General features: G+C 38.6%; 9 protein-coding genes and 1 tRNA gene. 5 read left to right on the plus strand and 5 right to left on the minus strand.

The window, feature by feature from the left end:
* Positions 1–398: 398 nt before the first annotated feature.
* Both ACJV2T_RS02815 and ACJV2T_RS02820 read left to right on the plus strand, forming a co-directional pair.
* The gene (locus ACJV2T_RS02815; RefSeq protein ID WP_415683056.1) at positions 399–1,787 is read left to right on the plus strand and encodes a PTS ascorbate transporter subunit IIC; all 1,389 of its coding nucleotides are present in this window, start codon (positions 399–401) and stop codon (positions 1,785–1,787) included.
* A gap of 215 nt (positions 1,788–2,002) precedes the next feature.
* Positions 2,003–2,734, plus strand: a complete 732-nt coding sequence (locus tag ACJV2T_RS02820) for a GntR family transcriptional regulator (protein ID WP_419399064.1) — start codon at positions 2,003–2,005, stop codon at positions 2,732–2,734.
* A gap of 93 nt (positions 2,735–2,827) precedes the next feature.
* On the opposite strand, the gene ACJV2T_RS02825 is transcribed toward ACJV2T_RS02820, so the two are convergent.
* The 5 genes from ACJV2T_RS02825 to ACJV2T_RS02845 all read right to left on the minus strand — a co-directional run bounded on the left by ACJV2T_RS02825 (position 2,828) and on the right by ACJV2T_RS02845 (position 8,743).
* A tRNA-Leu gene (locus ACJV2T_RS02825) sits at positions 2,828–2,915 on the minus strand.
* A gap of 114 nt (positions 2,916–3,029) precedes the next feature.
* Positions 3,030–4,970 carry an FAD-binding protein gene (locus ACJV2T_RS02830; protein ID WP_419399065.1) on the minus strand — a complete coding sequence of 647 codons (1,941 nt, stop codon included), beginning with the start codon at positions 4,968–4,970 and terminating at the stop codon, positions 3,030–3,032.
* A 40-nt stretch (positions 4,971–5,010) separates the two neighbouring features.
* Positions 5,011–6,555: a DNA-processing protein DprA gene (dprA, locus tag ACJV2T_RS02835; RefSeq protein WP_419399066.1), complete on the minus strand. Its 1,545-nt coding sequence runs from the start codon at positions 6,553–6,555 to the stop codon at positions 5,011–5,013.
* Entirely contained in the window at positions 6,552–8,195 is a 1,644-nt protein-coding gene (locus tag ACJV2T_RS02840; RefSeq protein WP_419399067.1) for a YifB family Mg chelatase-like AAA ATPase, read from the minus strand. The genes dprA and ACJV2T_RS02840 overlap by 4 nt, the downstream gene beginning before the upstream one ends.
* Positions 8,195–8,743, minus strand: a complete 549-nt coding sequence (locus tag ACJV2T_RS02845; RefSeq protein WP_419399068.1) for a YraN family protein — start codon at positions 8,741–8,743, stop codon at positions 8,195–8,197. The genes ACJV2T_RS02840 and ACJV2T_RS02845 overlap by 1 nt, the downstream gene beginning before the upstream one ends.
* Before the next feature lie 319 nt (positions 8,744–9,062).
* On the opposite strand from ACJV2T_RS02845, the gene ACJV2T_RS02850 reads away from it, so the two are divergent.
* From ACJV2T_RS02850 to ACJV2T_RS02860, 3 genes are all read left to right on the plus strand, one after another.
* Positions 9,063–10,385: an O-acetylhomoserine aminocarboxypropyltransferase/cysteine synthase family protein gene (locus ACJV2T_RS02850; protein ID WP_419399069.1), complete on the plus strand. Its 1,323-nt coding sequence runs from the start codon at positions 9,063–9,065 to the stop codon at positions 10,383–10,385.
* Between the two features lie 271 nt (positions 10,386–10,656).
* Positions 10,657–11,496, plus strand: coding sequence for an ABC transporter ATP-binding protein (locus ACJV2T_RS02855; protein WP_419399070.1), 840 nt, complete (start codon positions 10,657–10,659; stop codon positions 11,494–11,496).
* A 17-nt stretch (positions 11,497–11,513) separates the two neighbouring features.
* Positions 11,514–14,207, plus strand: coding sequence for an ABC transporter permease (locus ACJV2T_RS02860; protein ID WP_419399071.1), 2,694 nt, complete (start codon positions 11,514–11,516; stop codon positions 14,205–14,207).
* The last annotated feature ends 180 nt before the right edge of the window (positions 14,208–14,387 follow it).

Genomic DNA, 14,387 nt, shown 5'->3' on the forward strand with positions numbered 1-14,387 from the left:
GAGTGCTTTTTTCTGTATATTGGTGTGTCGAATTTTCTAAAAACAGGTAAATTTTCGAATTTTATCGATATTTAATGAATATTTTAATTATAAATACTGTTGTTTTAATTGTTTATAATGTTTAAACGATATAATGAATCTGACATGAAACAACAGTATGAGCTGTAACAGTAGTTGTTGGCTGGGTATAAAAACTACTGCTCGTAGTAGCTCTTACTACTTTGCTTCATTGCGGAACCGTTAATTTTGTATGTGTAGTTTTACTGTGCTACGAAACTAATCGTGTATTTCGAATAGTTTCGCCTACGGTATCGTTTGCGAAGTTTGTAAGATATTTTGCCGCCAATAATTGCGTAAGCCGCTCAAACTATATCGATTAATATGGTAAGGAGAGTTACGTGGACGGTATTCTGTCAGTACTGCTCGATATTTTCAGACAGCCATCTGTTATAGTTGCGCTTATTTCTTTTATTGGTCTTGCAGTGCAAAGAAAGAAATTCTCGGATATTTTGCAAGGATCAATCCGTACTCTTGTTGGTTTTCTTGTTTTAGCAGCTGGTTCTGGCGTTATTACTGAAGCGTTGAACCCATTCGGCAAAATGTTTCAATACGCATTTCATGTTCAAGGCGTAGTGCCAAATAATGAAGCAATTATTGGAACTGTTTTATTGAAGTATGGCTCTGAATCTGCGCTTATTTTCTTCTTTGGAATGATTGTTAATATTATTCTTTCTATTACTTCTCGTTTTAAATTTATCTATTTAACGGGTCACGTAGCTTTCTATATGGCAAGTATGCTTGCAGTTATATTTAATGTTGCAGGATTTAGCATGTGGGAAGTTCTTTTATGGGGTTCAATTGCTCAAGGATTGTTTACGACAATTTCTCCAGCACTGGTGCAGCCATTTATGAAAAAAGCTTCAGGCAAAGATGATGTTGCTTTAGGTCATCCTGCTGGTACTGGTGTTGCTTTAGGTGCGTTAATTGCAAAGCTTACTGCTTCAAAAAAGCGTCCTTCTAAGTCAACTGAGGATATTAAATTCCCAGCAGCATTGGGATTCTTGCGCGATACAACAGTTCTTATCACGCTTTCTATGGCTGTTATTTATATTGTAGTGGCACTTTTTGCTGGTTCTTCGTATGTTGAAACACATTTATCTAATGGTCAAAACTTCATTGTTTTCGTTATGTTGAAGGCTGCAACTTTTGCTGCAGGTGTTTATATTATTCTTGCAGGCGTGCAGATTGTTCTTGACGAAATTGTCCCAGCCTTTAAGGGAATATCGGAAAAGCTTGTTAAAAATGCTCGTCCTGCTTTAGATGCGCCAATGACTTTTGGCTTTGCTCCTAATGCTGTTCTTATTGGTTTCTTAGCTAGTTTCTTTGGCGGTTTGCTTGGAATGACGCTTATGGCGGTTTTGGGAACGACAATTATTATTCCTGGAATTGTTGCGCATTTCATGGCTGGTGGTGCTGCAGGAGTATTCGGTAATGGTCAAGGTGGAATACGTGGTTGCTTGACTGCATCATTTATTAATGGTCTTTTCATTACTTTCCTTCCGTTGTTCCTTTTGCCAGTGCTTGGCAATTTGGGAAGCGCAAATTCTACATATTCTGATGCGGATTATGGCGTATTTGGTGTAATACTTGGTTACACAAATATTATTGGTGGCCGTACTGTTCTAATTTCTGTAATACTTATTGCACTAATATTGTTCTATTCTGTTTCGATATTGATGAATAAACGCGATTCTAATAATTTTGAAAAAGTTGAAGAAATAAAATAAGTAAAGAAAATAAAAATACAATTAAATAATTGTATATACAGATAAAAATTAAAAAATTTTTTACTAATTTTCCTATTTGTTTGTACATTTTATGTTAGGACTGATAGGATAACAGAGTTATTAGTTTTGCATGAGCCGTTGTTACTATGCTGTGTTTTACACAAACTAGTATCAACGGCTTTTTCATGTTAGCGGTTTAGTTAGGGGAGAGTGAAATGGTCGAAGGCGTGCCTAAATACATTGCTGTGCGAGACAATCTACGCGCTCGCATTGATTCTATGGAAGCTAACGAACAATTACCTCCTGAAATTGAATTGTGCAAACAATACAATGTGAGCCGTATTACTTTGAGGCATGCAGTCGATAACCTTATTACTGAAGGATTACTTGTTCGTGAGCAGGGTAGAGGAACATTTCGAGCTTCTTCAATTATTCCTAGTTATAGTCAAGAAGTAATTTCTGATCGTGCGCAAGGATTTTACGAGCAGACTTATTCTAATGATGCAAAAATTAGAATAAAAGTTATTGAAAACGATGTTATTCATGATGAAGATGCTGCTGCTCGTTTAGGCCTTGATCCAGTAGATGAATTGATATGTTTAAAACGCTTGCGTTATGTTGACGATGTTTTATCGCGTTATAGTGTGCTCTATTTGCCTGCTTCTCGTTTTCCTAAAATTTTGACGCATGATTTTTCAGATGAGTCGTTATCTGATTTTTTGCTTAAAGCGTACGCTGTTCAGCTTGTAGAAAATGAAGTGTCTGTGCATATAGAAAATCTATGTGACAGTCTTGCAGCAGTACTTAACCTTGAAGTTGGAACTCCTGCAATTACAGCTTATTCTACTGTAAAAGATAAGTTTGGTACGATTATTGCTTTTGGTGCAGCTGTTTATGCGCCAAATTCTGGTGAGATTCATTTCCACTTGCATTCAAATGCTGCTTAATTAAACTTTGGGGCTAGCTAAGATATTCTTAGTTAGCCCATTTTTGTGTTAAAAACAATAAAACCTTGCTGGTTTTCCAGCAAGGTTTTTTCGTGTCCGGAGCGGGAGTTGAACCCGCACGCCTGTAACAAATAGGCACTAGCACCTCAAGCTAGCGCGTCTACCATTCCGCCACCCGGACATGTGTTTTAGACAACAGATAAGACTATAGCATCTTTTTTCCCTCTTCGCTTCGGCGTGTTGAAAAAATTACGAATTTTTAAGATATTTATATATGAAAACAGTAATAATAGTTTTAAATTATGCTATTTTTAGTATAAAAATCTCCTTTGCTATCTTGTTTAAAATCAATAACATTTACTGGCTTTTTCGCCAAGTTTCCATCAAAGTCAATGAACGAGTGTTGTGGCAATGAAGAAATATCATGTTTTGGATAGTCTCTTCTAAAGAAAGCACCTCTAGATTCATGTCTAGCAAGTGAAGATTGCAATACTGCTTTTGCAAGTAGTGACATGTTCTTTATTTCCCATATTGCAGTAATTTCTTGGTTAAAAACTAAATTATTGCTATGGGTGTGTAATGATTGAATTTTAGGATCTATAAATTCTTGTATTTCATTGAGTGCTTCCTTAATTGATTGCTCGTCGCATGATATTGCAACAGCGTTTTCCATGATTTTTCCTAAATCTGCAAATAATTTATAAGGATTATATTCTTCTTCTATTTGTGAAGATTCGTCGTTATGGCTGTTGTATGTAAAATCTGTAGCTTGCTTTGCGCTTGTTTCAATAAGCTGATTAAGTTCATTATTTCTTTGTTTATATAAGACTTGTAGCGCAATATTATTTGAGATAGTTTTATTGATTTCGTTGATTTCGTTACTGTTAGTTTCGTCATGCTTGTTTAAGTTTTTCAATTCTTTTGCTATTGTTGCTCCCGCGCGATTTCCAAAAAGGCATGCGTCAAGCAAGGAGTTTCCTCCTAATCGATTAGCTCCGTGCACTCCTACGCATGAGCATTCTCCGGCAGCGTATAAACCATAAACAATATTTTGGTTGTTATTTTGCCATCTATATACTTTTCCATCCAAAGTTATCGGTATTCCGCCCATTGTGTAGTGGGCTGTAGGACGAATTGGGACTAAATCGCGAGTTGGGTCAAGATGAGCATATTTTTCAATAGTTTCTGTGACTTGTGGCAAGTATTCTAACATATTTTCTCGGCTGATATGTGTCATATCTAGCCAAACACAATCGTTATGCGAATCGCTTTGTTGCGTAGTTGTTGAATCGTTTACGCCTCTTCCTTCGCGAATTTCTTTGGCAATTGCACGAGAAACAACATCTCTTGGAGCTAAATCTGCATGTACTTCATCGTACTTTTTCATAAAAGCTTCGCCATTTGAGTTCCTAAGCACGCCGCCTTCAGCTCTTGCTGCTTCTGAAAGCAGAATACCAGTATGAGCTAGTCCAGTAGGGTGGAATTGAATGAACTCACAGTCTTCAAGTTGTAATCCTGCTTTTAGAGCTAAAGCCATGCCATCGCCTGTTAAATCCCACGAATTAGATGTTGTTGCAAATAATCTTCCCGATCCGCCTGTAGCTAAAAGTAAGAATCTAGACTTTATTGCTCGCAAGTTTCCTGTAGATAAATCAAATGCAACAATTCCTTCAACGCTCATAGTTTGATCGTTTATAGCAACATCTGTTACGTAACAATCTTCAGCAAATACAATATTCTCGGAAACACATTGTTGCCATAAGCTATGCAAAATTTGGTGACCAATACGATCTGCAGCAAAAGCCGCACGTTCAATTGGATTCTTTCCAAAATTAGCAGTATGTCCACCAAAACGTCGTTGGTTAATATATCCATTTTGTGTTCGAGAAAATGCTACGCCATCATGTTCAAGCTGAATAACTGTTTTTGGTGCTTCTTTTGCAAGTAGCTTTGCTGCATCTTGATCGCTTAGCCAATCTCCGCCATGAACTGTGTCATAATAATGCCATTGCCATTTGTCGTGCTCTACATTCCCAAGGCTTGCTGCTATACCTCCTTCAGCAGAACCCGTGTGTGAACGCAATGCTGGCACTTTAGAAATCACTAAAATTGATGGTGTTTTTCCTTCTTTTTTCATGCATGCGTATTCTTCGGATTTAATTAATCCTAGTGCTGCAGATAATCCTGCAGCTCCAGCGCCAACAATAATAACATCGTAGTATTCGCTTGATTGCATACTTTTATTTTCTCACATATCTTGTATTGGGCGCGTTATTTTACGCTACTTTTTGCTGTGATAATGTTAAATTTTCTTTATTTTGTACAATAATTCCTTCCAATTCTAGCAATGCAATTTTCCCAGAAATTTCAGCAATAGATGGTATGTAATCTAATTGTTTTTCTTTGTAAGAAGCTTTTATTATTTCGTATATTCTGTCAACATTCGCAAGTTCACGTTTGCGTTTGCACGTTGTAATTGCGTCGATAATTAGTTTTTGCGTATTGTCATAATTTTTATAGTCTATGCTTAATTTTTCTGGTTTAGGTTGAGAATAAGCAAAGTAATGATGAGATTGAGGAAACAGAATATCTATATCTTGAGTTGAACACAATATTATAGCTTGTGAATCGTGTATTAGCTTGTTGCATCCTGCATTATTAGGCTGATTTATATCTCCTGGTATAGCGTATAGTTCGCGATTTAAATCCGTTGCCCATGTTGCAGTATTTAGCGCTCCGGATTGTAATCTTGCTTGAGCAACTATAATTTTTGATGCTAGAGCTGCAATAATTCTATTTCGCAATAAAAATCTGTGGCCTACTGGTGTTGTATCTGGGCATAGTTCGCTAATACACGCTCCGCCTTTTGCAATAATTTGTTCAAAAAGCTGATAATTGCATCTGGGTCCCATATGATTTAATCCTCCTGCAAATACAGCAATGGTTTTTCCTGTAGGCTTATTTTCATCTACATCTTGTGCATCTAATGCGCCCCAATGTGCTGCTGCATCAATTCCGTACGCTCCACCAGAAATAACAGTATGACCTTTCGAAGCGCAATCATAAGCAAATTGATATGCAAGTTCTCTTCCGTAGTCTGTGCAAGAGCGTGAACCAACAATTGCAAGTGGATTATGACATTGTGTTAATGTTTGTGGATTCCCTACGCCCCATAAGCATAAAGGTGGTGAGAAATGACTTTGGAAAGCCAAATCTTGCAATTGTTTCGGCCAATATTTGCTGTGTGGCGCAATAATCCATTGCTTTCCGCCAGAAGTGAACCATTGACATAGTGATTCATTATTCCATGTTGGCAAATGCAATAATCGAACACACCATTTTGAAATAGAATTGTGTAATACTTCTAAAGACTTAGGTGCATTGTCGTTGTGATAACCCCACGCTGTTAAGCCCTTTTTGAAATAATTTTCTAAGAGAGCAAGTTCTTTATGTTTTTTTATGAAACTTAACATTGTAGATACTAATTCTTGATTTTTGTTACGTTTTCTTGAGCTAAAAGTTTTAGAATTGGCATCGTTTTCTTGATCTGCTACTTCACTAATAATTGGAAGTTGCATTTGTTGAGCTGAGCCTGTTGATTGTTGTTTCGTATAATTTTTCACAATTGTTTTTAATATTGAAACAATTTCTTTAGCGCTTTTAGATCCCAATAGTAGCGTGTACATAATTGCATCCGCTCCTTCAAGGCAGAATGTAAGTATTGCACGAGATATTGTTTCTTCGTCTGGTGAAGAAAAATCGCTAGGTGCACTAATGGTTTCTTCAGTGTTATCCGTGTTGTTTATGTTCTTAGTATTCATATTCGTGTCCTTAAACTGATTGCTTGTGCAATGTCTGTCATGTCTGGTGAAGTGTGTCCAGAAAGATCAGCAAGCGTCCACGCGAGTCTCAATGCTCTATCTGCTCCTCGCAAACTCAATTGATGCTTTTCTAATGCACGGTTGATAAGTCCTACAGCTTGCTGTGAAGTGTATTTTCTAAGCCACGTTCCAGATGCTTGTGCGTTGCAATCCCAGCCTTGTTTTATAAAACGGTCTCGAGCAATTTTACGAGCTTCTATTACGTTATCTCGCATTGTTTTGCTATTCAGATACGTGTTTTTAATTGAGTTTTGTGCATTGTCTTGATGATGGTTTGAAATAATAATTCGTTCTACTGGAGGTACATCCATTTGAATATCAATACGGTCAAGAATTGGACCTGAAAGTCGTGAAAAATATCGTGCTCTTTCGCGCTCTTTGCAAGTGCATCTTTCTCCATTTCCGTATGCGTAGCCGCAAGGACAAGGATTTGCTGCAATAACAAGCTGGAATTTAGCTGGATAAAGAGTTGTCCCTTTTGAGCGAGAAATAGCAATATGTCCTGATTCCAATGGTTCTCTTAGGGTTTGCAATACTCTAGGAGAAAACTCTGGAGCCTCATCCATAAACAGCACTCCGCAATGTGCTCTAGTAATAATCCCAGGTTTTGCAACTCCTGTTCCTCCTCCAATAAGAGAAGCTGCTGAAGCAGTATGGTGAGGTGCTTCAAATGGTGGAATATTGCTAATTCCGTAGTAGGGTAGTGTGCCACAAAGTGAACGAATTGAAGCAACCTCAAGCTGTTCTTGTTCGTTAAGTGGACACATAATGCTTGGTATTCGTGAAGCTAGCATGGTTTTTCCAGATCCTGGAGGTCCAATCATCATCACGTGATGTCCTCCGGCTGCAGCAACTTGTAGAGCCCATTTTGTATGTTCTTGCCCTATTACTTCAGACATATCTCCAATTTCATATTTTGGTTCAATTTGTAGTGGGGAAGTGCTTTCTTCGTGAATTGACGAATTATAATCTTCTTCTCCATTGTTATAATTTCCATTTCGTTCAAGAACTTGCATATGTTTATACGCAGGGTCTTCTTCAATAAGCTTTAGTGATTCCTCGCTCAAACTGCCATGCAATTGTGTCACTAAATCTAAAATATGGTGTATTCCAATAGATTCAATTCCATCTACAAGTTGCGCTTCGGCAAGATTTTCTTGCGGAATAAGCATTCGTTTAAAATGCATCTTTTTTGCGTAAAGTGCAATAGGAAGAATGCCTTGAATGGGTAATACTGTCCCGTCAAGATTTAGTTCTCCTAGAATAATTGTATTTTCTAATTCTGTAAGTGGAATATACTTTTCTGCGCTTAGTATGCTTGCTGCGATAGCTAAATCGTATGATGCTCCGCTTTTTGGCATTGAAGCAGGTGATAAGTTTACTGTTACCCTTCCTTCAGGCCATTTACAATGCAACGCAAAATGAGCTGATTTGACGCGCTCTCTTGCTTCGCTTAATGAAGTGTCAGGTAAGCCGATAATAGAAAAGTTTGGCATATTTCCAGATATAAAAGCTTGCAACTGAATAGTAAAAGCTTTAAGACCAATAAGTCCTATTGATGTTGCGTTTCCAATGTGCATTAGAATGCTCCTTGAACATGCTTGAATTGGATTGATGAATTATCTTCAATTTCTTCCAAAGATTGCAATTCATATGCAGAGTCTGGATAAGTGTATTTGTTAATAACAAGAATTGATACAGCGTCAAATCGAATACGGTAATGAGGTATATCGCTTCCGAATTCTTCCAGCCATTTCATACCAGTTGTACGTAATTTGCTACATTTTTCTTGAGTAATTGCTTCAAGCGGAGTGCCACAACGTACGCTTCTTCGAGTTTTTACTTCCACGAATACCAATTTTTGTTCTGGAGTAATCATCACCAAATCTAGCTCTCCATTACGGCAATGCCAGTTTCTGTCAATAATGTGCCACCCTTTTTGCATAAGTCGCAAAGCTGCGTATGTTTCTCCCAGTTTTCCCAACTCTTTACTTTCAAGAGAATCATCTTGAAGCTCGTTGGACACTTGTTCAAGTTTTTCTTGCAAAAATACTTGAGCAGTCTCAGCGTCGTCAATCTCGTCAAGCGAGATAATTTCATCGTCAATAATGTGTTTTTGTGTAATCATGCTGCTATTTTCTGTGCTTATTGAGCAGTAATCCAGATTTTTTAAGCATTGTGGATAAAAGCTATATACGGCGTGTTGTATTAGAAATTCAGTATATTTTTCGTATTTTTCTAAAACAAATTTCGCTATTTTTTGCAAACTGTTAATTCGTTATAGCTAATTTTGATAACCGCAGGTATGTACGAATGAACCATAGTGGCATATTGTCGTTATCACTTAAATAAATATGTAAACAGAAAACGGAGAAGTAAGCGGATGTGCAAAGTAAGCTGAAGCAAACTAATCTACTGTTTAAAAGTCGCAAAACTGGAGGGGTATTATGAGCGATATTGAAGAAACGCAAGGAAAGTATCATTTTGAAACCTTGCAATTGCATGTTGGTCAAGAGCAGGCGGATCCAGCAACTGATTCTCGTGCAGTTCCTATTTATCAAACAACAAGCTACGTGTTCCATGATTTTGATCATGCTGCAGCTCGTTTTGATTTGCGTGATGCCGGAAACATTTATGGTCGTTTGACGAATTCAACTCAAGATGTTTTTGAGCGCAGAATTGCAGCTCTTGAAGGCGGAACTGCAGCTTTGGCTGTTGCTTCTGGTGCAGCAGCTGTCGACTACGCTATTCGTAACATTACGCAGCAGGGCGATCACATTGTGTCTTCAAAGAATGTGTATGGTGGAACTTATAACCTTCTTCGTCACACTCTTCCTCGAGATGGTGTAACAACTACTTTTGTCGATCCTAAGAATCCTCAAAACTTCGAGGATGCTATTCAGCCAAATACAAAGCTTGTATACTTTGAAACTTTTGGTAATCCTAACGCAGATTTGCCTGATTTTGAGGCTATTTCCGAGATTGCGCATCGCCACAATCTTCCTGTTTTCGTTGACAACACTTTCGCAACTGCGTACCTTTTCCGTCCGCTTGAGCATGGTGCAGATATTGTAGTTGAGTCTGCTACAAAGTTTATTGGCGGCCATGGCACAACTCTTGGTGGTGTTATTGTTGAAGGCGGCAATTTTGATTGGGCTAAAGTTCCTGGAAAATTCCCAACTCTTACAGAAGCTGACCCAAGTTACCACGGTTTGAATTTCTATGAAGCTTTAGGATCTGTAGCTTTTGTGACGCGTATTCGTGCGATTATTTTGCGCGATACTGGCGCTTGCATTAGCCCATTTGCTGCATTCTTGCTTTTGCAAGGCACGGAAACTTTGAGTTTGCGTGTTGAGCGTCACGTTGAGAATGCGTTGAAGGTTGTTCAATATTTGCAAACTGTGCCAGAAGTTGAATCTGTAAGTCATCCTTCTATTGAAGGTCGTTCTGATCACGAGCTCTATAAGCGTTACTTCCCGAACGGCGGCGGCTCTATTTTCACGTTTGATATTAAAGGTGGAAGGGATGCTGCTCGAGTATTTATTGACAATTTGCAGCTTTTCTCACTTCTTGCAAATGTTGCTGACGTGAAGTCATTGGTTATTCATCCTGCTTCTACTACGCACTCTCAGGAAACTCCTGAAGAATTGGAAGATCAAGGCATTCATGAAGGAACTATTCGTTTGTCTATTGGAACTGAACATATTGACGATATTCTTGCTGATTTGCAGCGTGGGTTTGACGCAGTTCGTAAAGCAGGACTTGCTTAAAGAGAAAGCGAAAGTAAAAGTAAAAATTATTAATTAAAAATATTCCTGAAGATCCATTACCATTTTATTCGGAGCGCATTCGTATTTGTATGCGCTCCGATTTTTTGTGTATATTCTGTAAATTTACGCATCATACTTTAGGATGAGATACTAATTCTTTCTAAATAATTTCCGCCTTACGCACGATAGTAACCAGCAGTCTTTTCCCGTAAATTTAAGTATTAGCAATAGATAACTATGCGATTACTACTTTTTAAGAAAAGGAGCAGTTATGAACAGTCCATACGAAACAAGCTCATACGAGCAAGAAAGTGCTTTAGATTTTAGAGCGGATTTTAATCAAAATTTGATTGGCGAGACTGCGGTTGCAGCTTTGCATGTTGTTAAAGATTTTGGCAAGGGTGCAGGCATTGTTCACGCTCTGCGAGATGTAAGCGTAAGTTTTGAGCGCGGCAAGTTCACTGCGATTATGGGCCCGTCTGGTTCTGGAAAGTCAACTTTAATGCATTCTTTGGCTGGACTTGACAGCGTTAATTCTGGAAAAGTTTTGGTTGATGGTTTAGATATTACGGGCATGAGTGATAAGCAGCTTACGCTTATGCGTCGCGAGATGGTTGGGTTTATTTTCCAAAGTTTTAATCTTCTTCCAATGTTTAGCGCTGAGCAAAATATTCTTATGCCTCTTACTTTGGCAGGCAAAAAGCCAGATAAGCAATGGTTTAATACTTTGGTTAATACTCTTGGCTTGCAAAATCGCTTAAAGCATAGGCCTGCTGAGCTTTCTGGCGGCCAGCGCCAACGCGTTGCAATTGCTCGAGCTTTGATTTCTAAGCCTTCCGTAGTTTTTGCAGACGAGCCTACCGGAAATCTCGACTCTGCTTCCAGCTTGGAAGTTTTGCATTTCTTGAAGAAGTCGGTAACGGAGCTTGGTCAAACTGTGATTATGGTTACTCACGACGCTGTTGCAGCCTCTTACGCGGATCGAGCAATCGTATTTGCAGATGGTCAAATCGTTGAAGACGTACAAAATCCTACTGCAGAAGGCATGAGCAAAATGCTTATGGAACGCAGCGAAGCTGGTATTAATAATCAGCCTGCACAATTGCAATAAAAGGTGGTGAAGTTAGAATGTGGAAAATCGCACTAAAACTTATGCGTAAAAGCGTACGCATGCTAATCGCCTCTGGAATTGCAATTCTTATAGGCAGCATGTTTATGAGCGCTACTTTGCTTTTTGCAAACAGTGTTGACGACTTGATGGTTCGAAACGCAACCGATGAATTCGGTAGCGCAAATTATGCAATATCATTTAAGAATCCTAACAGTTCTCCTAGTAGTGAAATTCATTATAAAGACCTTCATTTAGACAAAATATCGAAGATGCCTGGTGTCAACGGTATTCGTAGTGACGATGCGACTGCACTTGTAAGAGTAGAAAAAGGTGATAAATCAGTTACGAGTATTGCTTGGTCTAATGGTTTGTATGGAAATCTTCCTGTGTATAAATCAACAGAAGGTAGAGATCCGCAAAAAATAGGCGAAATTACGCTTATTAAAAGTATTGCTAAATCAATACATGCAAACATTGGCGATACTATAACTTTGGTTAAAGTAGATGACACTGGCGGAGATAAAGAAAAATCGTACGATATTCGTGTGGTTGGTCTTGTAGACGATGGAGAGCATTCTCAAATACCATTTTCAAATCGCGGCACGTATCTTGGTGGCATAACGAATGATTTTTGTGCAAAACTCGAAAATCTTAAGAATTTTGACAATGAAGTTGTGCAAAGCAAAGTGTACATGAGTATTGATGAATCTAAAATAAACGATTTATCTCCTAAGATTAATGCTTTGCTTCCAGAGCAATTTTCTCTTATGTCTAGGCACGAAGTTGGTGTAAGAGCTGTTAGAAGTGTGTCCAACGGCACTAATTTTGTAACCATGTTCTTGCTATCTTTTGGTATTCTAGCGTTGCTTATTTCTTCGCTTGTTATTGCAAACACATTCCAAGTTTTGGTTGCTCAACGCAGACGCACTCTTGCACTTTTGCGCGTAATTGGCGCACAGTCGCACCAGCTTTATGCTGCAGTTTTGCTTGAAGCTGCAATACTTGGAGTTATTTCTGCGGCTATTGGCGTGCTTTGCGCAATAGGATTTATGGGCGCAATTAGTAACTTGAATATTAATTCTGGACCATTATCTAAAATTCCTTTGATTGTTTCACTTCCGGCGGTTGTGTGGCCAATAGTAATTGGCGCGATTGTAACAGTTCTTGCATCTATGGGTGCTGCGCGATCTGCTACAAAAGTAACGCCTATGGAAGCGTTGCGACCAATGGATTTGATGAAAGATAAGCGTGCAAGCATTATTCGCGCTGTTTTTGGCGTTCTATTTATTGTTGTAGGTATTTTATTTACGGCTTTAAGTGCTACTTCTTTAGCAAGCATGATTGCGAGGAAGTCTCCTACTGCTGGTTCTGATTCTTGGATGACTTTGCTTGGAGCAATGTTTGGTTGCGCGCTTGTGTTTATTGGAATTATTATTACAGCAACATTCTGGATGCCGTTTGCTATGAAGGCAACTGGCGCAATCATGGCACTTTGTGGGCCTGCTTCTAAAGTTGCCAACGCAAACGTGCAACGAAACCCTAGAAGAGTTGCTGCAACTGGAACGGCTTTGCTTATTGGCGTAACGCTTGTTTCAACAGTAGTAACTGGCGCAATCTGCGGTAGAGCAACTGTTAAAGGTGTTGTTGACGACCGTTACAGTGTTGACATTATTATTCAAGGCAAGAATGTTGATGAGTCTTTAGCTGCCGATATTTCAAAGATTAGTGGAATAAAGCATACTGAGTTGCTTCCTGCAGTTCCTATGACTTTTAAGAATGCCAAAGGCAAAACTGAGTACGCTATGGTAGCTGGAGTTGATAACGCAAATCAACTTAGAAATGTAATGCACACTGATCTTGATGGCGTCGAAATAAACAAGGATTCTGTGCTTTTGCCTAAGTTTGATAGTGAGGGTGGAGAGCCTTTTGAACTTAAAAAAGGAAACCTTAATCTAAAAGCTTACGTAGAAAAGTACAGTTCTGGTGAAACAGACAGTAATAATATTACGCCATTTACGGGCATGAATACAGACTCTAGCAATAACGATAAGAGCATTACTGTAAAGCAAGTTCAGTTTAAGACGTATCGAAATGTTGGTGTGTATTCAAATAATACTGCTTTTGTGAGCAAATCCTACTTCAATAACTACCTTAAGCCTACAACGCATATTTTGCTCATTTCGGTAGACTCTAGCAAAGCTAATCTTGTAGATATTGCTAAAAACATTCGAAATGTTACATCTAGTTATGCGGAGGTTATGGCTACTGGAAGCGTGTTTGAGCGAGCAAAGTGGGAGAGTACTATTGACATAATGATGATGTTGCTTGTTGGCTTAATAGCAGTAGCTGTTGTGATTGCTTTAATAGGCGTTGCGAACACATTAAGCTTGTCTGTTATTGAGCGAACCAAAGAATCTGCAACTTTGCGCGCAATAGGCATGACAAGAGGCCAGGTTAGAAGATCTCTTGCGTTGGAAGCAACGCTGATTTCCCTAACAAGCACTGTTTTTGGCTTGATTGTTGGAACAGTGTTTGGATGGATTGGATCCTACATGGTATTTAGCACAATTGGCAAAGTTCCGTTTGTAGTTGATTGGACTATTTACGCGGTTCTTGCTTTAATCGCTTTGCTTGCAGCGCTTCTTTCCAGCGTGCTTCCAGCTCGTAGAGCAGTGAAGTCTTCGCCAGTAGTTGCGCTCGCGGAAGAATAAATTTCGCAAAAATTATCTGTAGAAAGATAGTTTTTATAAGTTAAGTTGCAGAAAATAAAGATAATGCCGGTGTGTAAATTTTACGTGCCGGCATTATCTTTTTCTTAAGCTTTTTCGACACTCTGAAAAAATTTGTATTATCATTATTATTTTTTTATTAAAACGTGCGTATAATTATGC

Origin of the sequence: Gardnerella phocaeensis (assembly GCF_048545075.1) — a bacterium.
Lineage (GTDB): Bacteria > Actinomycetota > Actinomycetes > Actinomycetales > Bifidobacteriaceae > Bifidobacterium > Bifidobacterium vaginale_J.